At 61.5% G+C, this 22,030-nt stretch carries 23 protein-coding genes and 2 pseudogenes; 12 read left to right on the top strand and 13 right to left on the bottom strand.

Going from position 1 to position 22,030, the window contains the following annotated elements; translation table 11 throughout:
• Window positions 1-85 precede the first annotated feature (85 nt).
• Both BKX96_RS11255 and BKX96_RS11260 read left to right on the top strand, forming a co-directional pair.
• Window positions 86-313 (top strand): DUF6555 family protein, encoded by a 228-nt coding sequence (locus BKX96_RS11255; RefSeq protein WP_020799440.1) that lies wholly within the window; start codon window positions 86-88, stop codon window positions 311-313.
• A gap of 32 nt (window positions 314-345) precedes the next feature.
• Complete coding sequence (locus tag BKX96_RS11260) at window positions 346-618, top strand: hypothetical protein (protein WP_046819549.1); 273 nt, start codon at window positions 346-348, stop codon at window positions 616-618.
• 25 nt (window positions 619-643) lie between these two features.
• Here BKX96_RS11260 and BKX96_RS11265 read toward each other — a convergent pair whose 3' ends face one another.
• The 3 genes from BKX96_RS11265 to BKX96_RS11275 form a co-directional block, all read right to left on the bottom strand.
• Window positions 644-805, bottom strand: coding sequence for a metallothionein (locus BKX96_RS11265; RefSeq protein ID WP_046819548.1), 162 nt, complete (start codon window positions 803-805; stop codon window positions 644-646).
• A 91-nt stretch (window positions 806-896) separates the two neighbouring features.
• A complete protein-coding gene (locus BKX96_RS11270) occupies window positions 897-1,355 on the bottom strand; it encodes a DMT family transporter (protein WP_178134279.1) in 459 nt (152 codons plus the stop codon).
• Entirely contained in the window at window positions 1,355-1,849 is a 495-nt protein-coding gene (locus BKX96_RS11275; protein ID WP_077183910.1) for a DMT family transporter, read from the bottom strand. Before BKX96_RS11275 ends, BKX96_RS11270 begins: the two co-directional genes overlap by 1 nt.
• A gap of 111 nt (window positions 1,850-1,960) precedes the next feature.
• Here BKX96_RS11275 and BKX96_RS11280 point away from each other — a divergent pair, with 111 nt between their 5' ends.
• Window positions 1,961-2,893 carry a LysR family transcriptional regulator gene (locus BKX96_RS11280; protein WP_046819545.1) on the top strand — a complete coding sequence of 311 codons (933 nt, stop codon included), beginning with the start codon at window positions 1,961-1,963 and terminating at the stop codon, window positions 2,891-2,893.
• 61 nt (window positions 2,894-2,954) lie between these two features.
• Here BKX96_RS11280 and BKX96_RS11285 read toward each other — a convergent pair whose 3' ends face one another.
• Complete coding sequence (locus BKX96_RS11285; protein WP_046819544.1) at window positions 2,955-4,271, bottom strand: Na+/H+ antiporter family protein; 1,317 nt, start codon at window positions 4,269-4,271, stop codon at window positions 2,955-2,957.
• 443 nt (window positions 4,272-4,714) lie between these two features.
• On the opposite strand from BKX96_RS11285, the pseudogene BKX96_RS33520 reads away from it, so the two are divergent.
• The 3 genes and pseudogenes from BKX96_RS33520 to tal all read left to right on the top strand — a co-directional run.
• A pseudogene (locus BKX96_RS33520) lies at window positions 4,715-5,785 on the top strand (methyl-accepting chemotaxis protein); the annotation flags it as partial.
• A gap of 345 nt (window positions 5,786-6,130) precedes the next feature.
• A pseudogene (locus tag BKX96_RS33525) lies at window positions 6,131-6,643 on the top strand (methyl-accepting chemotaxis protein); the annotation flags it as partial.
• 316 nt (window positions 6,644-6,959) lie between these two features.
• On the top strand, window positions 6,960-7,886 hold the full coding sequence (gene tal / locus BKX96_RS11295) for a transaldolase (protein WP_046819542.1): 927 nt from the start codon (window positions 6,960-6,962) through the stop codon (window positions 7,884-7,886).
• A 142-nt stretch (window positions 7,887-8,028) separates the two neighbouring features.
• Here tal and rssC read toward each other — a convergent pair whose 3' ends face one another.
• From rssC to BKX96_RS11310, 3 genes are all read right to left on the bottom strand, one after another.
• The gene (gene rssC, locus BKX96_RS11300) at window positions 8,029-8,511 is read right to left on the bottom strand and encodes an anti-sigma factor antagonist RssC (protein WP_020798473.1); all 483 of its coding nucleotides are present in this window, start codon (window positions 8,509-8,511) and stop codon (window positions 8,029-8,031) included.
• Window positions 8,511-9,692 (bottom strand): two-component system response regulator RssB, encoded by a 1,182-nt coding sequence (rssB, locus tag BKX96_RS11305; RefSeq protein WP_077183913.1) that lies wholly within the window; start codon window positions 9,690-9,692, stop codon window positions 8,511-8,513. The genes rssC and rssB overlap by 1 nt, the downstream gene beginning before the upstream one ends.
• 329 nt (window positions 9,693-10,021) lie before the next feature.
• Window positions 10,022-10,711 (bottom strand): MlaA family lipoprotein, encoded by a 690-nt coding sequence (locus tag BKX96_RS11310; RefSeq protein ID WP_046819540.1) that lies wholly within the window; start codon window positions 10,709-10,711, stop codon window positions 10,022-10,024.
• 185 nt (window positions 10,712-10,896) lie between these two features.
• Here BKX96_RS11310 and pcrP point away from each other — a divergent pair, with 185 nt between their 5' ends.
• Both pcrP and BKX96_RS11320 read left to right on the top strand, forming a co-directional pair.
• Entirely contained in the window at window positions 10,897-11,535 is a 639-nt protein-coding gene (gene pcrP / locus BKX96_RS11315; RefSeq protein WP_077183914.1) for an HAD superfamily inactivated hydrolase PcrP, read from the top strand.
• A gap of 109 nt (window positions 11,536-11,644) precedes the next feature.
• Window positions 11,645-11,908 carry a DUF4404 family protein gene (locus BKX96_RS11320; RefSeq protein WP_046819538.1) on the top strand — a complete coding sequence of 88 codons (264 nt, stop codon included), beginning with the start codon at window positions 11,645-11,647 and terminating at the stop codon, window positions 11,906-11,908.
• A 127-nt stretch (window positions 11,909-12,035) separates the two neighbouring features.
• Here BKX96_RS11320 and queF read toward each other — a convergent pair whose 3' ends face one another.
• Together queF and copI are read right to left on the bottom strand one after the other, a co-directional pair.
• A complete protein-coding gene (gene queF / locus BKX96_RS11325; protein WP_046819537.1) occupies window positions 12,036-12,866 on the bottom strand; it encodes an NADPH-dependent 7-cyano-7-deazaguanine reductase QueF in 831 nt (276 codons plus the stop codon).
• Window positions 12,867-12,927: 61 nt separating this feature from the next.
• A complete protein-coding gene (gene copI / locus BKX96_RS11330; RefSeq protein ID WP_077183915.1) occupies window positions 12,928-13,449 on the bottom strand; it encodes a copper-resistant cuproprotein CopI in 522 nt (173 codons plus the stop codon).
• A 156-nt stretch (window positions 13,450-13,605) separates the two neighbouring features.
• On the opposite strand from copI, the gene BKX96_RS11335 reads away from it, so the two are divergent.
• Together BKX96_RS11335 and BKX96_RS11340 are read left to right on the top strand one after the other, a co-directional pair.
• A complete protein-coding gene (locus BKX96_RS11335) occupies window positions 13,606-14,286 on the top strand; it encodes a heavy metal response regulator transcription factor (RefSeq protein ID WP_046819535.1) in 681 nt (226 codons plus the stop codon).
• Window positions 14,286-15,635, top strand: a complete 1,350-nt coding sequence (locus BKX96_RS11340; protein WP_077183916.1) for a heavy metal sensor histidine kinase — start codon at window positions 14,286-14,288, stop codon at window positions 15,633-15,635. Before BKX96_RS11335 ends, BKX96_RS11340 begins: the two co-directional genes overlap by 1 nt.
• Before the next feature lie 101 nt (window positions 15,636-15,736).
• On the opposite strand, the gene BKX96_RS11345 is transcribed toward BKX96_RS11340, so the two are convergent.
• The 3 genes from BKX96_RS11345 to BKX96_RS11355 form a co-directional block, all read right to left on the bottom strand.
• Window positions 15,737-16,981 (bottom strand): lipoprotein-releasing ABC transporter permease subunit, encoded by a 1,245-nt coding sequence (locus tag BKX96_RS11345; RefSeq protein WP_077183917.1) that lies wholly within the window; start codon window positions 16,979-16,981, stop codon window positions 15,737-15,739.
• Window positions 16,982-17,047: 66 nt separating this feature from the next.
• Window positions 17,048-17,731, bottom strand: coding sequence for a lipoprotein-releasing ABC transporter ATP-binding protein LolD (lolD, locus tag BKX96_RS11350; RefSeq protein ID WP_162837844.1), 684 nt, complete (start codon window positions 17,729-17,731; stop codon window positions 17,048-17,050).
• A 7-nt stretch (window positions 17,732-17,738) separates the two neighbouring features.
• Window positions 17,739-18,989, bottom strand: a complete 1,251-nt coding sequence (locus BKX96_RS11355) for a lipoprotein-releasing ABC transporter permease subunit (protein WP_046819531.1) — start codon at window positions 18,987-18,989, stop codon at window positions 17,739-17,741.
• A gap of 94 nt (window positions 18,990-19,083) precedes the next feature.
• On the opposite strand from BKX96_RS11355, the gene BKX96_RS11360 reads away from it, so the two are divergent.
• A complete protein-coding gene (locus BKX96_RS11360; protein ID WP_046819530.1) occupies window positions 19,084-19,665 on the top strand; it encodes a PilZ domain-containing protein in 582 nt (193 codons plus the stop codon).
• Window positions 19,666-19,679: 14 nt separating this feature from the next.
• Complete coding sequence (locus tag BKX96_RS11365; RefSeq protein ID WP_046819529.1) at window positions 19,680-20,402, top strand: glycerophosphodiester phosphodiesterase; 723 nt, start codon at window positions 19,680-19,682, stop codon at window positions 20,400-20,402.
• A gap of 42 nt (window positions 20,403-20,444) precedes the next feature.
• Here the strand turns inward: BKX96_RS11365 and sthA are convergent, their stop codons facing one another.
• Window positions 20,445-21,839 (bottom strand): Si-specific NAD(P)(+) transhydrogenase, encoded by a 1,395-nt coding sequence (sthA, locus tag BKX96_RS11370; protein ID WP_008064424.1) that lies wholly within the window; start codon window positions 21,837-21,839, stop codon window positions 20,445-20,447.
• Between the last annotated feature and the right edge of the window lie 191 nt (window positions 21,840-22,030).

Genomic DNA, 22,030 nt, shown 5'->3' on the forward strand with positions numbered 1-22,030 from the left:
CATGGCATTCACCGTCCGCCAATCCGAATGAATTTTCCCAACGCCCAACGATCCCTCTATTACAACAGGGAGGAACAAAGGCTCTATGAACAACGCAAAACTGTTCGTCATTGAATACACTCTTCATGGCGTCCCCAAGTCGTTCATCATCCGTCTGGACAAAATGGACAACGCGGAGGCATGGCATTGGGCAAGCTGCGACGCGGGGGTCGGACGTATCCCTCGCTTCGGCCGCGAAAAAGTGCAGAAGACCAGCAAACCGATGGCGGAAAAATTCGGCGTGGAAAACGTCAAGTGGCGGCCGGCCGGTTAGCCCGGCATCGATCAGGATTGGGGGAGCAGCAAATGACACTCGTCAGCAGCCCTGCACATCTGGACTACGGTCTGGATACGTTGTTCGGGCGCATCACCAAAAGCACCGAATGCCGGGTCGGCCTGGAACAGGTCGAAGACGATCCGATGCGCTTCGCGATACGCATTCCAGCGCCATTGCCGGAAGACCTGGAGCAGGCCAAGACAGTGGTGGTGAGGGTCGAAGGGCGACGCCTGGCCGGCACCGTGCGCCATTGCGAACGGCTGGACGACGACAGCCTTAAACTGGAAGTGGAGCCTGACTAGGCTCCACGCTCCGGTGCTGCAAGTGTCAGTGGGCGCACTTGCAGCCTTGATGGGCGCACTCTTCGCCGTGCTCGTGGTGCTTGGCACAGGCTTCACAGCAGTAATGCTTGCCGTGACGCACGATCGGATGTTCACCGAGCTTGCAGTTGCATTTCGGACAGTCACAGGTGCTTTTGTCATCGGTCATGGCGCTGACTCCTTTGGCAGTGGTCGTCGGCGGGCTGGATGAGCAGCCCGTTGTACCAGTGTAGGAGTTGAGGACGCGTCCATTTGACCGTTCAACCCGTGACCCGACTGCTGCTGCGATACATGAACACCAGGGCCAATCCCAGCAGCACCATCGCCAACACCCGGCTGCCCGACAACTCGATTGGCGGATTGCCCAGCCAGCCAAAGTTATCGATCAGCATGCCCATCCCCAGTTGCCCGACGATGACCGCCACGGTCGCCACCGCCGTGCCCACTCGTGGTACCGCACCGACCATGACCATCATGTAGACCACGCCAAACAGCGCCCCGCTGAGTTGCCACTTCGGCACGTCCACCAAGCTCACCGCATGGGCCGGTTCAAAAAACACGATCAGCAACCCCGTCAGCACCGTGCCCACCACGAAGGTCAGCAAACTGCTGCGCAACACACCGACCGTTTCTCCCAGGCGCCCGTTGATCGCCGCCTGCACACTCAGGATCGCCCCGGCCGCCACGACCACCGCCAACAAAATAATCAGACTCATCATCAACCCCGTGCTATCAGGACAAGTGCCGCGACAATCAGCAGCAAAGCCAGCCAGCGCTCAGCGTTGACCTTCTTGCGGGTGGTGCCAAACCAGCCGAAATGGTCGATCAGCACACTTTTTCCGACCTGCCCGGACAGAATGGCAATCATGGTCATCGCAATACCGATGTGCGGAGTTGCCAGCGTCAGCACCACCACGTAGACAGGCCCAAGAAAACCACCGATCAACTGCCAGCGCGGTAATTCGCCCAGGGCCGGGCCCTGTTGCGGGCCGCTGAGCAGCAACAGGAAAAACAGAATCGCCGAGCCGACGCCAAAAATGCTCAAGGTCGCCCACAGGTGACCGACCTGAACGCCCAACGGCCCCAACAAACCGGCCTCCACGGACAGTCCCATGCCTGCCAGGACTACCAGGGGCAGCAGTAACAACCGCAGCCCCGGCCGGCTGCCCGGTGCCGCTGCAGCAACGTCATTGTCGAGTGAGGAAACGCGCACGATAAAACTCCATTCGAGAAAACATGGCGCGCATTATCGATTGGCATGTCTGTGCGATAAATGGGAGCATCCAGACAACACTTTTGCGTAAATCGCACAGCAGGATTCAACATGCAAGGCCTCAACGAACTGGGATTCAAGGCACTCCGGCTGTTTGTCGCGGTGCTCGATCACGGCAGCTTTTCCGAAGTCGCCCGCCGCGAGGGCCTGGCGCCCTCTTCGATTTCCCGCCAGATCCAGTTGATGGAGCAGGCCCTGGGCCAACAGTTGCTATACCGCCACACGCGCGCCGTCACGCCCACCGAGGCCGGACGACTGCTGGGTGAACACGCGCGATTGGTGCTGGTGCAACTGGAGGAAGCCGAACAGGCGCTGCAGGAACAGCAAAGCGAGCCCAGCGGACTGGTGCGGATCAACGCGCCAGTGGTGTTCGGCCAGCGGCACCTGTCCCCATGGCTGGGACAGTTGTGCGCGCGCTATCCAAAACTGCAGCTGGACATCCAACAGACCGACAGCTACGTCTCTCCCTTGCAGGAAGGCGCCGACCTGCTGTTTCGCATTGGCCCAATGCATGACTCCAGCATGCAGGGGCGGATCCTCGCGCCCCAGCGCTTTCAGGTCGCGGCGAGCCCGGCGTACCTGCAACGCCACGGCACACCACAACATCCCGACGATCTCGCCGCGCATCAGTGCCTGGCCTACAAAGGGGTGGCGGGCCTGCAGCGCTGGTTTTTCCGCAAAGGCCAGCTGCCATGGACACCCTGGTCGGTGAAAGGGCCGATCACCGGCAACCACGCCGACAGCCTGACCCAGGCCGCCGAACAAGGCCTGGGACTGGTGATGTTTCCGTCGTGGTTGATCGGCGAAGCGGTGCGCAACGGCACGCTGGTCCCGGTGCTGGGTGACTATCAGGTGTCCAACAGCCTCGAGCCGCAACAGATCGCCGTGCTCTGGCCGGGCAGTCGGCGCCTGTCGGTGAAAGTCAGGACGGTGATCGACTTTTTTGTCGAATGTTTTGGCGAAGTCCCCTATTGGGACCTGTAGGAGCCGGCTTGCTGGCGATGCGACGGTGGCCGTTACGCCGCCATCGCTAAGGTCTGTGACGTCAGAGCACCATCGCCGCTATCCAGCCAAACACCAGCAACGGCAGGTTGTAGTGCAGGAAGGTCGGGACCACGGTGTCCCAGATGTGGTGATGCTGACCGTCGATGTTCAGGCCAGAGGTCGGCCCCAGGGTTGAATCCGAAGCCGGCGAACCGGCGTCGCCCAATGCACCCGCGGTACCGACGATGCTGACGATGGCGATCGGACTGAAACCCAGCTGCACGCACAGGGGTACGAAAATCACCGCCAGGATCGGCACGGTGGAAAACGACGAACCGATGCCCATGGTCACCAACAGCCCGACCAGCAACATCAGCAAGGCGCCGACGGCTTTGCTGTGGCCGATCCACGCGGCCGAGGCTTCGACCAGCGTCTGCACTTGGCCGGTGGCCTTGATCACTTCGCCAAAGCCGGACGCGGCGATCATGATGAAACCGATCATTGCCATCATCTTCATGCCTTCGGTGAACAGGTCATCGGTGTCCCGCCACTTGACGATGCCCGACACCGAAAAAATCAGGAAACCCACCAACGCGCCGATGATCATCGAATCCAGCAACAGCTGAATGATGAACGCCGCGGCAATGGCCACGCCGGCAACCAGCAGGCTCAGCGGGTTGTACTGCACCGCGACCTGCTCGACCTGTTCAATCTTCGCCAGGTCGTAGACGCGCTTCTTGCGGTAACTGACAAAGGCGATCAACAGGCCGACTGCCATGCCCAGTGCCGGGATACCCATGGCGTGAGTCACGTTGATGCCGCTGATATCGACGCCGCTGCGGGCGACGTTGGCCAGCAGGATTTCATTCAGGAAGATGTTGCCGAAGCCCACCGGCAGGAACATGTACGGGGTGATCAGGCCGAAGGTCATGACGCAGGCGATCAGCCGGCGATCGAGCTGCAGCTTGGTCAACACATACAGAAGCGGCGGCACCAGCAACGGAATGAACGCGATATGGATCGGCAGGATGTTCTGGGACGCGATGGCCACGACCCACAACAGGCCGATCAGCAACCATTTGACCTGGCCACCGCCATTGGCATGCTGGCGATCGACCATCGCCAGGGCCTTGTCGGCCAAGGCATGGGCCAGGCCGGACTTGGCAATCGCCACCGCAAACGCGCCAAGCAACGCATAGGACAACGCCACTGTTGCCCCACCGCCCAGGCCGCTGTTGAACGCCTTGAGGGTCGCGTCGATGCCCAGGCCACCGGTCAGGCCACCCACCAGCGCCCCTACGATCAGCGCGATCACCACATGCACGCGGGACAGGCTGAGTATCAGCATGATGCCGACCGCGGCAATTACTGCATTCATTGTCGTTACCTCTGGGCAAGCGAAAAGAGTCCGGCCGGCAGTCTGCGGGAGCCGCCAACGGATAAAGAAATGGGTTTTATTAGAGGGCGCGCACTTTGCCGGACGGCTGCCGCCTTGTCAAAGCCAACACCCCCGGTTCGATATTTTTTGGGCGGCATAAAGAAAGCCCGATCACGGCCGTTACAGAGCAAAGTCGCAGATATTTATCGAATAAGGACGCCTCCATGTCGCTCAGACAACTTTCCATTCAATGGAAAATCACCCTGTTGGCCGGGTTGTGCCTGGCGGCCATCGTGACCCTGCTGGTGGGTCTTTCGCTGTATCGCATGGAGCACAGCTCCGCGCTGGTGAAAACCTCGAGCATGGAGATGCTGACCGAAGCGGCCCAGGCGCGAATCGAGTCGCAGGCTGAAAACCAGGCGCTGATGATTCGCCAGCAGTTCATGGACGCCTATCAATATGGCCACGGTTTTTCGCGCCAGGTGTTGTTTCTGCGCGAGCAGGCGGAAAAACGCTTCCTCGATGCCTTCGACCTGCGCGAAGACCTGACCCGCCAGGTGAAATCGGCCCTGCAAGCCAACCCCGACCTGCTCGGCCTGTCCCTGGTGTTCGAACCCAATGCACTGGACGGCAAGGACGAACTGTTCAGCGGCCAGGCCGAACTTGGGAGCAACGACAAGGGCCGTTTCGCCCTCTATTGGTCGCAGCCGACCCCGGGCAAGGTGACCTCCATGGCGCTGCCCGAAAGTGACATGGCCGACACCAGCACCGGCCCCAGCGGCGAACCGGCCAACGCCTGGTTCACCTGCCCGCGCGCACGCCTCACGCCCTGCGTGATCGAACCCTACTTCTATGTGATCGACGGCCAGAACGTGCTGATGACCAGCATCGTTTTCCCGTTGATGGTCAACGGCAAGGTCATCGCTTCGCTGTCGGTGGACATCAATCTCAACAGCCTGCAGGCGATCAGCCAGAGCGCGAGCAAAAAACTGTATGACGGCCAGACCAACGTCAGTATCGTCAGCCCGGCCGGCCTGCTCGCCGGTTACAGCCTGGACGCCAGCAAACTCAGCCAGCGCCTGGAAGCCGTGGACACCGATACCGGCGCCGAGCTGATGCGCATGCTCGCCGCCAGCAGCAAGACTTCCAGCCTGCACAGCCATCAGCAATTGAAAGTGCTGGCGCCGTTCCAGCCGATCCCCGGCGGCAAAGCCTGGGGCGTGTTACTCGACGTGCCGGAACAAGTCCTGGTCGGCCCGGCCGAGGCCCTGAAGAAACAACTGGATGACAGCAACACCACCGGCACCCTGACCGAACTCGGCCTGGGCATCCTTGCCGCGCTGCTTGGCTTGCTGCTGTTGTGGTTGATGGCGCGCAGCGTGACCCGACCGATCCTCGGCGTGGCGCACATGCTCCAGGACATCGCCAGCGGCGAAGGTGACCTGACCCGCCGCCTGGCCTATGACAAACAGGATGAGCTGGGCCAACTGGCGGGCTGGTTCAACCGTTTCCTCGACAAGCTGCAACCGATCATCGCCGAGGTCAAACGCTCGGTGCAGGACGCCCGCGGCACGGCGGACCAGTCGTCCGCCATCGCCACCCAGACCAGCGCTGGCATGGAGCAACAATACCGCCAGGTGGACCAGGTCGCGACCGCCTCCCACGAAATGAGTGCCACCGCCCAGGACGTCGCACGCAGCGCCGCCCAGGCGGCACAAGCGGCGCGCGATGCCGACCAGGCCACCCGCCAGGGCCTGACCGTGATCGACCGCACCACCACGAGCATCGACAACCTCGCCGCCGACATGAGCGCAGCGATGGTCCAGGTTGAAGGCCTGGCGGCCAACAGCGAGAAAATCGGCTCGGTACTGGAAGTGATCCGCGCCATTGCCGAACAGACCAACCTGCTGGCCCTCAATGCCGCCATCGAAGCTGCCCGTGCCGGTGAAGCCGGGCGCGGCTTCGCCGTGGTCGCCGATGAAGTGCGCAACCTGGCGCGCCGCACCCAGGAGTCGGTGGAAGAAACCCGCGTGGTCATCGAGCAACTGCAAAGCGGTACCCAGGACGTGGTCGGCTCGATGGGCAACAGCCACCGCCAGGCCCAGGACAGCGTCGAACAGGTGGGCCAGGCCGTGACGGCGCTGCAGCAGATCGGCGACGCGGTCACCGTGATCAGCGACATGAACCTGCAGATCGCCAGCGCCGCCGAAGAGCAAAGCGCCGTGGCCGAGGAAATCAACCACAACGTGGCGACCATCCGCGACGTCACCGAGTCGCTGTCGGGGCAGGCCAATGAGTCGGCGCGGGTGAGCCAGTCACTAAACCGCTTGGCCAATCAACAGCAGAGCCTGATGGACCAGTTCCGCGTCTGATCAACACACCGATCAACTGTGGGAGCGGGCTTGCTCGCGAAGGCGTCGTGTCAGTCGATAGCTATGTTGACTGACACGACGCCTTCGCGAGCAAGCCCGCTCCCACAGGTGTATTTGTCGTCCATGAGATTACAGCGATGGTCAGTTCCCCGGAACCTGCGCGGCGTTTCGGCATCCTATCTAGCGATACCGCGCCCCTCCATTCAAACAGCCGTTTTGCGGTTGTTGCCACTGGGGCCATCGATACACCTACATGCCCTTGAGTGGCTGTCAGCGCTCGGGTAATGTCATCAGACCCATAGGACAGAGCACGCCCATGACTTCCAAGCTGGAACAACTCAAACAGATGACCACCGTGGTTGCCGACACCGGCGACTTCGAAGCAATCGCTCGCGTCAAGCCCGTGGACGCCACCACCAACCCTTCCCTGCTGCTCAAGGCAGCGGCCATTCCTGCTTATGCCGAACTGCTCAACGCTTGCGTCGCCGACTGCAAGGGCGATGTGGGCCTGGCCAGCGACCGCTTTGGCGTCGCGGTCGGACAGGAAATCCTCAAGGTGATTCCAGGCCGCATTTCCACCGAAGTGGATGCACGCCTGTCGTTCGACACTGACGCCGTATTGAAGCGCGCGCACCGTCTGATCGAGCTGTACGAAAAGGCCGGCATCGGCCGCGACCGGGTGCTGATCAAGATCGCCTCCACCTGGGAAGGCATTCGCGCTGCCGAGATCCTGGAAAAGGAAGGCATCCAGACCAACCTGACCCTGCTGTTCTCGTTCGCCCAGGCAGCTGCCTGCGCCGACGCCGGGGTGTTCCTGATTTCGCCGTTCGTGGGCCGCATCTACGACTGGTACAAGAAAGCCAACGGTAACGACTACGTCGGCGCGGACGATCCGGGCGTGCAGTCGGTGACCCGCATCTACAACTACTACAAGGCCAATGACTACAAGACCGTGGTCATGGGCGCAAGCTTCCGCAACCTCGGCCAGATCGAGCAATTGGCGGGTTGCGACCGCCTGACCATCAGCCCGGACCTGATCGACAAGCTGGCGGCGGACACCGGCAAGCTGGAACGCAAACTGGCCCCGGGCAGCGCCGGTGAAGCGCGCCTGAACCTCAATGAAGCGCAGTTCCGCTGGCTGTCCAACGAGGACGCCATGGCCACCGAGAAACTGGCCGAGGGCATCCGCCAGTTCGCCCGGGACCAGGAGAAGCTGGAGGCGCTGTTGCAGGCCAAGCTGTAATCCGGATCGGTGAAATGCAAAAAGGGCGAACCTTGTTGGGTTCGCCCTTTTTTATGCAGTCTGTGCTCAGTCTCGCATAACCCATTGTAGGAGCTGGCTTGCCAGCGAAGGCGTCAGCAGGGTCGCCGCTGCGCCTGAGAAATCAATGCCGCTCCAGCGCATTCACCAGGTCATGAAAGGCTTCACGATTGGAGTCGTTCAAGCCCATGAGGATCTTGTGCGCTTCCAGCACCTTGATCCGCACCACCTCTTCCGACTGATCCTGATCAGGCAGGTCGTCCAGGCATTCCGGGCATGGCACCGGCTGGTCGACGATGTTGAACACCTGCTCGAACCCCATCGACTGCAACAGACGGGTGATGTCTTCGTGGGTGGTGACAACGGTGGGCAGCAGCCCGACCTTCTGCCGCGACAGGATCGACAGTTTGGCCAGCAGGCCCAGGGTCGTGCTGTCGATGCTGCGGGTTTCGGTCAGGTCGATCACGATCGCGTTGAAATTCAACGCGGTGAAGATCCGATCAATAGTCGCATCCAACGCCGAACACAGGGTCAGGCGAACTTCACCGACGAATTTCAGGACAAAGGTGCCGTCCTGCTCGGCGAACTGGATTCTACCGGTACTCATCAAAGATTCCTGCTCAACACCAACAGGGCGATATCATCCGGCATCTCCCCTAGCGTGGCCAATCCAAAAACCTGCCGCAGGCCATCCAGGCTGCCGCCCGCCGCCTTGACCCGTTCGGGCAACGCAGCTTCTTTTTCTTTGAGTGTGGGTTCTGGCAAAAGATCCAGAATGCCATCAGACATCAGCGTCAGGCTGAACGTCGGCGGCAATTCCAGCACGTGATCTTCATAGGTGGCTTCATTGAAGAGGCCTACCGGCAGACCACGCCCTTCCAGGTAACGAACACTGTCGGGTGTGTACAACACTGGCAACGGCAGATGACCACCGATGCTATAGGTCAACAAACCTGTCTCCTCGTCGATGACTCCACCGACCATTGTGACGTGTTTACCCAGCTTACAACTGATCAGGCCCCGGTTGATATGCCCAAGGACTTCTGACGGCTTGAATTCCGGCAAGGTGCCGTTGCGCTTGGACTCGAACAACAGGCGCGTGGTCATGAACTTCAACAGCACGGTGACGAAGGCTGAAGAGGCGCCATGACCGGAAACATCCGCCAGGTAGAACGCCACCCGACGCTCGTCGACCCGGAAATAGTCGACAAAATCACCCGACAGGTACAGCGACGGAATGATCTGGTGGGCAAACTTGAAGTCGTCGATAGCCCAGGGACTGACCGGCAGCATGTTCATCTGCACCTGGCGACCGGCGTTCTGGTCTTCCTGGAGCAGGTTCAGGCTGGTGGCGAGCTCGCGGTTGGCCTTCTCCAGCTTCTCGCGGTAGCGCTGGTTTTCCATCAGCAGGCGCGCGCGATCCAGGGCCCGACGCACCGAGTGCTCGAGCACGGCCAGATCTTCGAGAGGCTTGATCAGGTAGTCCGCCGCACCCAGGCGCAAGGCCTCGACCGCGTCGTTCATGACGCCGGCACCCGACACCACGATCACCGGCGTTTGCGGCGACAGTTCGGTGACCTGGCGGATGAGTTCGAGCCCGCCCATCTGTGGCATGCGCAGATCGCAGATGACCAAGTCGGGCTTGTCTTGCTCGAATACCTGAAGACCCTGCTGGCCATTGCTGGCCTGCAAGACGCTGAAACCACTGTCTTCCAAATAGGCCGCGAGGCTCGCGCGCACTACTTCGTCATCATCGATTATCAGCAGCGTGGCACTGGTTTTTGGCATGTGGGCAAACGGCGCCAGAATTAGGTTGGCGTAGCGGCTCGGATTTTGGCCCGGCTCTGACTACTGGATTCGCTTTCTAGCCTCTCTGCTGCACTGTTTTCGAGCAATTGCCCGATCCACACGTACACCAGAGGTGCCCTTCTAAGGCGCAGACGGTACTCCCATCCGCGAGGCGTTTCAAGCTCACACCGATGGTCGCTTGACGCCGACAGTTTTCAAATCACCGGGAGTTATAAGAACCTGCAAAACCGAAACCCAATGTTAGGTCGCGCACAGCGATAAAAACGAACAAGGCGGCTCGATGGCCGCCTTGTCTTTACCGCTCGAAATCAGAAATCGTCTTCGACCTGGCCGTCTTTCACCTTGAATTCGCGGTTCTGCAGGTAGGCATTACGGATGAAGGTGTACTTGTCGCCGGTGATCAGCTTCTCGGAGGACAGCAGGCTCGCCCGGGTATCGACAATGTTCAGGCCGAAGATCGAGTTACGCACCGGCACATCGTTGATGTAGCGGTACGGGCCGGTGTAGCCGTCAACGTACTTCGAAGGCGCATCCCGCAGCGTGCTTGGGCCAAGCAGCGGCAGCATCACATAGGGACCGCTACCTACGCCCCAGTAACCCAGGGTCTGGCCGAAGTCTTCATCGTTGCGCTGCAGGCCCATCTTTGTACCCACGTCGAAGAAGCCCAGCAGGCCGAAGGTGGTGTTGAAGAGCAGGCGCGCGGTGTCGACACCCGCCGCATGGGGTTTGACCTGCAGGATGTTGTTGGCGAGGTTGGTCACATCGCCGACATTGCGAAACATGTTGTGGATGCCATCTTCAAAAAACTGTGGCGTCACGAACTGATAGCCCTGGGCCAGGGGTTTCAAGGCATAGGTATCGACGAAATCGTTGAACTGGAAGATCGGACGATTGATGCCTTCCCAAGGATCATCTTCCGAGGCGGCCTGGGCGGCAAACGGAACCAGCAGCGCACTGGCGCACACACAAAGCCGAGCGAGAGGATTGCTCCAGCGCATAGAAAAACTCCTTGGACTGTACCGTCACCGGGCGCTTGGCCCGGCGCAAAGACCGCAGTATAAGACGGATCGGCCACTTTAGGCAGCATAGGGCCCGCTCCCCGTGCTGCGCGAGCGATTCACCCCAGTGTCACTCAACTGTCACCGTCGCCCCTTAGCCTTGAGGCTATTTCAGGGACGTTGACATGCCGCACGCCGAAATCACCCCGCAAACCGCGCCCAACCTGACTGCCGTGCTGTTCGGCCTGAGTGGTTGCCTGGTGGATTTCGGCGCCTGTACGCGCCTGCAGGGCGACCCTGGCGCCGCCCACGCCGAGGCCACCCCCGGCGCCCTGGACAGCCTGCACAGCTTGCAGCGCCAGCAGATCCCCTGCGCCTGGCTCGATGAGCTGCCTCCCTCGACCAGCCATGCCTTGGCGATCGGCCTGCCGCAATGGATCAAGCCTTCGCCGCCCCTGCAGCCGCTGCAACAGCTTGCAACAATCAAACCCTGGCCGGCACCGGATGCCTGCTGGCAAGCCTTGATGGCCCTGGACATCGAACGCCTGGATGGCTGCGTACTGGTCAGCGGCGAGCCGCGACTGCTGCAATCGGGCCTCAATGCCGGGTTGTGGACCATCGGCCTGGCCTCCTGCGGCTCCCTCTGCGGGCTGTCCCCAGCGCAATGGCAGGCATTGTCCGCGCAGGAGCGCGACATCAAGCGTAGCAAGGCCACGGTGCAGCTGTTCAGCCTGGGCGTGCATTCGGTGATCGATCACCTCGGTGAGCTCGACACCTGCCTGGCAGACATCAGCTTGCGTCGGCTGAAGGGCGAAAAGCCCTGACAGAGATCATGCAGTGTTCGCGCGAGTGGATTAATCTTAAGGTAAGCCATAGACCTTTGGCGCGCCGTCGCGGTCTATGCCAGTGCCTATCGATAAAAGGAAGAACGCCATGTCTGCCCGCGAACTGCAAGACCAGCTCAATGCCCTGCGCGAGCAATTGGACAAGAATCCTCCGCTGACCGACGTCGAGCGTGAGGACCTGCACAACCTGATGCAACAGATCGAATTTGAGCTGGAACTGGAAACCAAGACCCAGGACGTCAACCTCGTCGATAACGTCAACCTGGCCGTCGAACGCTTCGAACTCGAACATCCGACCCTCTCCGACGCCCTGCGCCGGATTGGCACGGCCCTGTACAGCATGGGGATCTGATTGCCCCGCCATACAAAAAAGCCCTGCCAGCACTGGCAGGGCTTTTTCATTTCTACACGTTGAAACACCGTCCACTGTGGGAGCGAGCCTGCTCGCTCCCACATTGGATATCGCACATTCTGGATTTTTATTGACGAACCAGGCGGTGGTTCGGCAACTGCACTTCTTCAGTACTGCGATACGGGTTGATATCCAACCCGCCCCGCCGCACATACCGTGCATACACCGTCAGTTTTTCCGGCTTCAGCAACCGCTGCAAATCAAGGAAAATCCGCTCCACGCACTGCTCATGGAAGTCCGAGTGCTGGCGGAAGCTGACGATGTATTCGAGCAGGCTCGCGTGATCCAGCGCCGCGCCACGGTACTCCACCGCCACACTGCCCCAGTCCGGCTGGCTGGTGACCGGGCAATTGGACTTGAGCAAATGGCTGTGCACGCTCTCCTCGACAATGCGCGAGTCATCGCAACGCAGCAGTTCCGGACGCGGGTGCTCGTAGTTGCTGACGCTGATGTCCAGGTCGTCAATGCACACACCCGGCAACGCCACTACACCTTCGGCCTCGACCTCTTTCAGGCTGCGGATGCGCACGCCCACGGTCTTGCCGGCGGCGGCCGACAGGTCTTTGGCCAGGGTGGCTTCAAGGCTGGCGGTGTCGGCAAACGGCGTCTGGTTCAAGGAGTTGAGGTAGAGCTTGAACGACTTGGATTCGATGATGTTCGGCGAATCCGCCGGAATGCTGAACTCGCCGATCGCCACCACCGGCTTGCCCGACGGCAACAACCACGACAGTTCGAAGCAGTTCCAGAAATCCACGCCTTTATACGGCAGGGTTTGCGCCGTCAGGCCCAGCTCGGCCCATTTCGCGGTGCGCGGGATCGGGAATAGCAGGGACGGTGTGTAAGTGGCGATGTATTCGCTGGATTTGCCCAGCGGCGAGTGTTCGGCTGCGGGATGCATGGCGGAAACCTGACTGAAGAATCAGCGGATTCTACCAGCCTTTGCCGCAGCCTTTGAGTGCTTACTGACTGACAGTCAACTTGCCCACCATGCCAGCCTGGTAATGACCAGGAATGTTGCAGGCAAATTCAAGGCGGGTGGCCTCGCTGAAAGTCCAGGTCAGCTCGGCGGTCTTGCCCGGCGCCACCAGCACGCTGTTGGGGTCGTCGTGTTGCATGGCATGCCCCATTCCGGCCATGGCGCTGTGGTCCATTGCCTGCATGCCGGTAGGCGTGAGCATGCCGTGTTCCTGCATCTGCAGCATTTCCTGCTGGTGCCGGGCATGCATCGCCGCATCGCCGAGGTTGAATTCGTGCAGCAACTGGCCTTTATTGACCAGCACGAAGCGCACCGTTTCCCCGGCCTTGATCTCGATCGACTTGGGAGTGAACGTCATGTCAGCCATGTCCACCTCGATGCTGCGGGTCGCCTTGGCAGCCGGTGCCGGCTGACCGAAATCCCAGGTTTGCGCAGGGGACGCCGACACCGGCGAACTCAGCGCCAACAGACAGCTGGCCAACAACAGGGATTTGCGCAAAAACATCGACGTACTCCAACAAGATTAAGGTTCAGCCTGTGGAAAACTCTAAACTGCTACCGCTGCCCGTTACCTGACAACCAGATTACAACTTTGTCAGCAAGGCCCGTAGCCTTGTCGCCCACGGTATAACGCTGTCGTTCCCTTTAGCCCGAGTCGCCCATGAAACTGCTGATCGTCGAAGACCAACCGAAAACCGGCCAATACCTGCGCCAGGGCCTGACCGAGGCGGGATTCACCACGGAACTGGTGGCCGACGGCAGCACCGGCCAGCAACTGGCGCTGAGTGGCGGCTATGCCCTGTTGATTCTCGACGTGATGCTGCCCGGGCGCGATGGCTGGCAGATCCTGCAAGCGGTGCGCAATGCCGGCCTCGACACGCCGGTACTGTTCCTGACTGCCCGGGACGCCGTGGAAGACCGGGTACACGGCCTGGAACTCGGCGCCGACGATTACCTGGTCAAGCCGTTCGCCTTCTCCGAGCTACTCGCCCGGGTCCGCAGCCTGTTGCGCCGTGGCAGTACCCCGCCCCAGGAAACCAGCCTGCAACTGGCCGACCTGCGCCTGGACCTGATCCGCCGCCGGGTCGAGCGCAGCGGCCAGCGCATCGACCTGACGGCCAAGGAGTTCGCCCTGCTGGAAATGCTCCTGCGCCGCCACGGCGAAGTCCTGCCCAAATCACTGATCGCGTCCCAGGTCTGGGACATGAATTTCGACAGCGAAACCAACGTCATCGAAGTCGCGATCCGCCGCTTGCGCCTGAAGATCGACGACGAGTTCCCGAACAAACTGATCCACACCGTGCGCGGCATGGGCTACGTACTTGAAGAGCGCCAGCCCTGATGCGCCGGCTGTCCTTGAGCGCTCGCCTGGCCCTGCTGTTCGCCGCTTGCACCGCCGTGGTCTCGATGTTCGCCGGCGTGCTGTTCAGCCGCGCCAGCGAGGCGCACTTCATCGAGCTCGATCAACAGTTGCTGGACGCCAGGCTGATCGGGCTGCGACGGGCGTTGCCGGACATTCAGTCAAGCGACCGTGAAACCCGGCTGGCCGACGAATTGAGCCAACAGTCCGATCTGTCTCTGCGCATCAGTGGCAGCGACGGTCGCCGCTGGTATGACAGCTCCCCGCGCCTGCCGCAGACATTGCCGCGCCAGCCCGGCTTGTCCACGGTGAGTCACGACGGCACCGATTACCGCGTGCTGAACGCGCCGCTGTTCCTCGACAAGCCCGATTCGCCGCAACTGACCCTGCTGCTGGACATCACCCATCACCAGCATTTTCTGCAGCGCATGCAACACCTGATCTGGCTGACGGTCAGCCTGTCCGCCCTGGCGACTGCCCTGCTCGGTGCTTGGGCGGCCCGCAGCGGCCTGCGACCATTGCGCCGCATGAGCGCGGTCGCGCGCGGGGTCTCGGCGCAATCGCTGAACGCACGCCTGCCGGAAGAAAACATGCCGCCGGAACTTGCCGAAATGGCCCACCACTTCAACGCCATGCTCGGGCGCCTCGACGACTCTTTCCAGCGGCTCTCGGCCTTCTCCGCCGACATCGCCCATGAGCTACGCACGCCGCTGTCGAACCTGCTGACCCACACCCAGGTCACCCTCACTCGAGAACGGCCCCTTGAGGATTACCGCGAGGCGCTGCACAGCAACCTCGAAGAGCTGCAATGGATGGCGCAACTGGTCAACGACATGCTGTACCTGGCCAAAGCCGACCACGGCCTGCTGATGCCCAAGCGCGAACCGCTGGCACTGGCGGAGGAAGTGGATGTGTTGCTGGAGTTTTTTGCGCCGCTGGCCGAGGACGCGCGGGTGACGCTCAAGCGCGACGGGCACGCTCGCCTGCAAGGCGACCGCAGCATGCTGCGTCGGGCGCTGTCTAATTTGCTGGACAATGCGTTGCGGTTTACCCCGGCCGGGGGGGAGGTGCGGGTGCGGATTATCGATCGGGTCGATGGCTTGAGGCTGACAGTGGAAAATAGCGGTGACGGGATTTCAGCGGATTTGCTGCCGCGGCTGTTTGACCGTTTTTACCGGGCCGATCCGGCGCGCCATGAGGGCAGCAGTGAGCATGCGGGGTTGGGATTGGCGATTACCCAGTCGATTGTCCGTGCCCATGGCGGGCAGATTCGGTGTGAGTCGGCTGATGGGTGGACGCGGTTTGTGATTGAGCTGCCCAAGGGAGATTGAGGCCGGCAGGTCCGGCCCCTTCGCGAGCAGGCTCGCTCCCACATTGGATTTGTGAGCACAGCAGATCCAATGTGGGAGCGGGCTTGCTCGCGAAAGCGGTGTTACGAATACCGCAACGCGTGAGCCGGCTCGATCTTCGCCGCGCGCCATGCCGGATAAACCGTGGCCAGGAAGCTCATGACAAACCCTGCCGTGCAGATCAGCGCGACGTCTGCGCCCTGCAATTCAGACGGCAGGTTGCTGACGAAATACACATCGGAACTGAAGATGTGCTGCCCGCTGACCCGCTCTACCCAACCCACCATCGCGCTGACGTTCAACGCCGCAATCACCCCCAGCACGCCACCGATCAAGGTGCCGACGATCCCGATCACGGTGCCCTGCACGATGAAGATCGCCATGATCTGCCGAGGCGTGGCGCCGATGGTGCGCAAAATCGCGATGTCCGCGCCCTTGTCGTTCACGACCATGATCAGGGTCGCGATGATATTGAACGCCGCCACCGCGACAATCATCAGCAACAACAGGCCGATCATGGTTTTTTCCATCTTCATCGCACTGAACAGGCTGCCCTGGGTGTGGGTCCAGTCGTCAGCCTTGTAGGCACCGCCCAAGCCACTGGCGATGTTGCTCGACACTTGCGGCGCGGCGTACAGGTCCTTCACCGCCAGGCGCACGCTTTGCACCTGGTTCGGCGCCCAATGCTGCATCGCCGCGGCATCGGCCATGTGGATCAGCGCCATCGAACCGTCCAGCTCGGCACCGACCTTGAACACCCCGACCACGTTCAGCCGCTGCATGCGCGGGGTGATGCCCCCCGGCGCATTGCTGACTTCCGGCACGATCAGGGTGATCTTGTCACCGACATTCAGGCGAAACCGCCGCGCCGTGATCTCGCCGATCACCACGCCAAACTCACCCGGTTTCAAGGCATCCAGGCGCCCCTGGACGATATGCTGGGCAACGATCGACACCTTCCCTTCCAGCGCCGGATCGACGCCGCTGACCTGGATCGGCTGCATCGTGCCCTTGTAGGACAGCATGCCTTCCATCTCGGTGAACGGCACGGCGGCCGTCACTTGCGGGTTTTTCATCGCGGCGGCCGCCACGGGCTGCCAGTCATCGATGGGATTGACCCCGACGATGGTCGCGTGCGGGACCATGCCGAGGATGCGTGAGCTCATTTCGCGCTGGAAGCCGTTCATCACCGACAGCACCACGATCATCGCCAGCACGCCCAGGGCGAGGCCGATCATCGAGGTCATCGAGATGAAGGAAACGAAGCGATTGCGGCGCTTGGCGCGGGTATAGCGCGTGCCGATAAAGATCGATAACGGTCTGAACATTCGCTGGGGCACCGTATGAAAATAAAAGACCCGACGGGCTTTTCAGCGCCGTCGGGTGGCAAGCGGTCAGATAGGCGTCAGGCAACCTTCCTGCAAGTGCAGGACGCGGTCCATCTGGCGAGCCAGGTTCATGTCGTGGGTCACCACCAGGAACGCGGTGCGCATCGAGGTGCTGAGTTCCAGCATCAAGTCCTGGATGCCCTGGGCGGTGTGGGAGTCGAGGTTGCCGGTCGGCTCGTCGAGCATCACAAGGCCTGGATTGTTCACCAGGGCGCGGGCGATGGCCACACGCTGGCGCTCGCCACCGGACAATTCCGCCGGCTTGTGCTCCAGGCGATGGCCCAGCCCTACCCGCGTCAGCAACGCCGTGGCACGTTTACGCGCCTCGGGGATCGCGGTCTTGCCGATCAGCAACGGCATGCAGACGTTTTCCAGGGCGGTGAATTCCGGCAGCAGGTGGTGAAACTGGTACACGAAGCCCAGGGCGCGGTTACGCAGCAACCCGCGCTTCTTTTCGCTCAATGCCGACAGCTCTTCGCCGTCGAGCCAGACGCTGCCCTTGGTCGGCGTATCGAGGCCGCCCAGCAGGTTGAGCAAGGTACTCTTGCCCGAGCCCGACTTGCCGACAATCGCCACACGCTCGCCCGGGTGCAACTCCAGTTGCAGGCCCGCCAACACTTCAACCGACTCCGGGCCTTCCTCGTAGGACTTGCCCAGGCTGCGGCAGCTCAAGATTGCTTTATCACTCATGCCCGACTCACTCATAACGTAACGCCTCCGCCGGCTGGGTGCGCGCGGCACGCCAGGCGGGATACAGGGTGGCGAGGAAACTCAGGACCAACGCCGCGCAGCAGACCATCAGGACATCCTGGCTCTGCACCTGCGACGGCAGGTAATCGATGAAATACACGTCGGCGTTGAGAAACTTGTGGCCGATCAGGCCTTCAAGCGCCGAGATGGCCGCGCTGACATTGAGCGCGGCGAAAATCCCGACCACCGCGCCGATGGCCGTGCCGACCACGCCGATCACCGTACCCTGGACCATGAAGGTGCGCATGATCGTGCCCGGCGTGGCGCCGAGGGTACGCAGGATCGCGATGTCGCTCTTCTTGTCGTTCACCACCATCACCAGCGTGGAAATGATGTTGAACGCAGCGACCGCGACGATCAGCAGCAACAACAGGCCGATCATGGCTTTTTCCATGCGGATCGCCTGATACAGGTTGCCGTGGGTGCGGGTCCAGTCGCGGGCGTAGAAATGGTCTTCGCCCAGCTCGCGGGCGATGCTCCACGCCGTGCGCGGAGCCTGGAACAGGTCGTCGAACTTCAGCCGCAGGCCCTGCACCTGATCCGGCTTCCAGCGATGCAACCGCGCCAGATCCTGCAGGTTGGTGACGCCCAGGTAACCATCGAGCTCGCCGGCGCCGACATGGAAAATGCCGACCACGGTAAAGCGCTTCATGCGCGGGAACATCCCGGCGGGGGTCACGGTGACTTCCGGCGCCACGAACGTCAGCTTGTCGCCCACGGCCGCACCGAGCTTGGCCGCCGCCTTGTCGCCGATGACGATACCGAACTCGCCCGGCACCAGGTCGTCAAGTTTGCCCTGGGTCATGAAGTTGTCGATGATCGACACCTGGCGTTCCTGCGCCGGGTCGATGGCATTGAGCAGGATCTTGTTGACCTTGCCGTTGTTGGTCAGCAAACCCTGCATCTGCGTGAACGGTGCTACAGCCGTCACCTGCGGGTTCTGCTTGACCTTGGCGGCCAGGCCTTGCCAATCGCTGATCGGCTCGCCGGACTCGATGGTCGCGTGGGGCACCATGCCCAGCACACGGGTGCGCATCTCATGATCGAAGCCGTTCATGACCGACAGCACCACGATCATCACGACCACGCCGAGGGCGAGTCCGATCATCGAGGTCAGGGAAATGAATGACACAAAATGATTGCGACGCTTTGCACGGGTATAACGCGTGCCTATAAATACGAAGAGAGGTCTGAACATGTCGGGGCTTGTTCGGAGGGAAAAGGAACGTCCTTGTGGCGGGGGTCGATAACCAGCTTTACACTCAGACCACCGCCGCTACCATGGGTTCGCCATGTCGACATTAGATGAAGAAGATCGCCGCGAATACTACCGTATCGAGGACATGATCGCACTGGAAATTCGGCCCCTGTCTGCCCTCGAAGCCGCCGGGCAGGAAGTGTTGCAGGATGCTTCCCCACTCTTCAATCTGCTCAGCGAACTGCACCTGAGCGAATTCGAGTCGCAGCACCTGCTGCGCCAGATCAGCGAGCGCGACCGCAACCTCGCGGCGTTCCTCAAATCCCAGAACAAGCGCATCGACCTGCTCAGCCAGGTGATCGCCATCACCGTGCTCGGGCAGATCGGTGAACCGCAGCCGGTGATCATCTCCGAAGGCGGCATCGACTTCCAGCACCCTTCCCCCATCGCCGCCGGTTCGCGCCTGTCGGTCAAGCTGGTGCTGATGCCCCAGGCCCTGGGCCTGTTGCTGCGCGCGCGTGTCACCCATTGCGACCGCAAGGGCGAGGGCTATGACGTCGGCACCGAGTTCGAACACCTGACCGACGCCCAGCGACAACTGTTGGCGCGCCATATCTTGCAAAGGCAGGCCCAGGAACGACGCCTGGCCCGCGAACTGAACGAATCAGGCATTTAAATCAAGGAATAATCGTGACCCTCATCTACGGCCACCGCGGCGCCAAGGGCGAAGCACCGGAAAATACCCTGACCAGCTTTCAGGAATGTCTCAAGCACGGCGTGCGCCGTTGTGAACTGGACCTGCACCTGTCCATGGACGGCGAGCTGATGGTCATCCACGATCCGACGCTCAAGCGCACCACCGACCGGCGCGGCAAGGTGGTCGAGCACACCGCCGCGGAGCTGGTGACCTACGACGCACGCAAGGGTGGCCCGGGCTGGATCAAGCCGTGCCCGATTCCGACCCTGGAAGAGCTGTTCGAGAAATGCGACTTCGAGCACTGGCAGCTGGAGGTCAAGAGCGCTTCACGCACCCGCGCCGCCACGACGGTGCTGGCGATTCGTGAAATGGCCCAGCGTCATGGCCTGCTGGACAGGATCACGATCACCTCGAGTTCGCGGGAAGTACTGAAAGCGGCCCTGGACCTGGTGCCGGACGTGTCCCGCGGCCTGGTGGCCGAATACGCCTGGCTCGACCCATTGAAGGTCGCGCAAGGCTACGGCTGCGAGATCCTGGCGCTGAACTGGACCCTGTGTACGCCGGAACGCCTGCAGAAGGCGCAGCGCCAGGGGCTGCATGTGTCGGTGTGGACAGTCAACGAACCCGCGCTGATGCGCAGGCTCGCTGATTTCGGCGTTGACAGCCTGATTACAGACTTTCCCGGTTTGGCCACCGCCACGCTCGAGAATTGCTGAAATCGGTCTCCCCGGCCGGCTCAGGCCACCGGCCGGAGCCGCTCAAAAAAGCCGGTTGAGGCCGTCGTACGCGGCGACCCGATAGGCTTCGGCCATGGTCGGGTAGTTGAACGTGGTGTTGACGAAGTACTTCAAGGTGTTCAGCTCACCCGGCTGGTTCATGATCGCCTGGCCGATGTGCACGATCTCCGATGCCTGGTAGCCGAAGCAGTGAACGCCCAGCACTTCCAGGGTTTCACGGTGGAACAGGATCTTCAGCATGCCTTGTGGCTCGCCGGCGATCTGCGCCCGGGCCATGCTCTTGAAGAACGCCTTGCCCACTTCATACGGCACCTTGGCCTGGGTCAGCTCCTGCTCGTTCTTGCCGATCGAACTGATCTCGGGGATGGTGTAGATCCCGGTCGGTACGTCGTTGACGAAACGCCAGCTGCCGTTGTCGACAATGCTGCCAGCGGCCGAACGGCCCTGGTCGTGGGCGGCACTGGCCAGGCTCGGCCAGCCGATCACGTCGCCGGCGCCGTAGATGTTCTGGATGGCAGTGCGGTACGCCTCGTCGACTTCGATCTGGCCACGGCTATTGACCTTAACGCCGATGTTTTCCAGGCCCAGCTGATCGGTGTTGCCGGTACGGCCGTTACACCAGAGCAAGGCGTCGGCCTTGATCTTCTTGCCGGACTTGAGGTGCAGGATCACGCCGTTGTCCACGCCTTCGACGCGGTCGTACTCTTCGTTGTGGCGAACCGTGATGTTGTTGTTGCTGAAGTGGTAGCTCAGGGCCTGGGAAATTTCCGAGTCGAGGAAGCTCAGCAACTGACCGCGGTTGTCCACCAGCTCGACCAGAACACCCAGGCCGCTGAAGATCGAGGCGTATTCGCAACCGATCACGCCAGCGCCATAAACGATGAGTTTACGCGGGGTGTGGCCGAGGCTGAGGATGGTGTCGCTATCGTAGATACGCGGGTGGTGGAAATCGATGTCCGCCGGGCGATAAGGGCGCGAACCGGTGGCGATGATGATGTGCTTGGCCACCAGCTTTTCCACCACGCCATTGGCGCAGACCACTTCGATGGTTTGCTCGTCGGCGAAACTGCCGGTGCCGAAGAACACGTCGACGCGGTTACGGGCGTAGTAGCCGGTGCGCGAGGCCACTTGCTTGGAGATCACTTTTTCCGCGCTTTTCAACACGTCCGGGAAGGAAAACCAGCGCGGCTCACCAATGGCCCGGAACATCGGGTTGGTGTTGAACTGCATGATCTGCCGGACCGAGTGACGCAGTGCCTTGGACGGGATGGTGCCCAAGTGAGTGCAGTTGCCGCCGACCTGGCGACGGCTATCGACCATCGCCACCTTGCGCCCTGCCTTGGCGGCGTTCATTGCCGCGCCTTCCCCCGCCGGGCCGGAACCCAACACCACCACGTCGTAGTTGTAGACAGCCATGCGTACTCCTCAGAACAGGCCGTGGCGCCAACGGCACCTGCGGCTAAATCACGCCAATCTGTGGCATGAAGGAACAATTTGGGGCCCATGCAGAACCCGGACACAGTCTATAGAAGCGTCAACGCCGCGCACATTAACCCTTGGTCGCGTCGTAGGCTAGTTTTGCCTGCACTACAACGCCAGGTTTCAAT

It is taken from the genome of Pseudomonas putida (assembly GCF_001976065.1).
Lineage (GTDB): Bacteria > Pseudomonadota > Gammaproteobacteria > Pseudomonadales > Pseudomonadaceae > Aquipseudomonas > Aquipseudomonas serbica.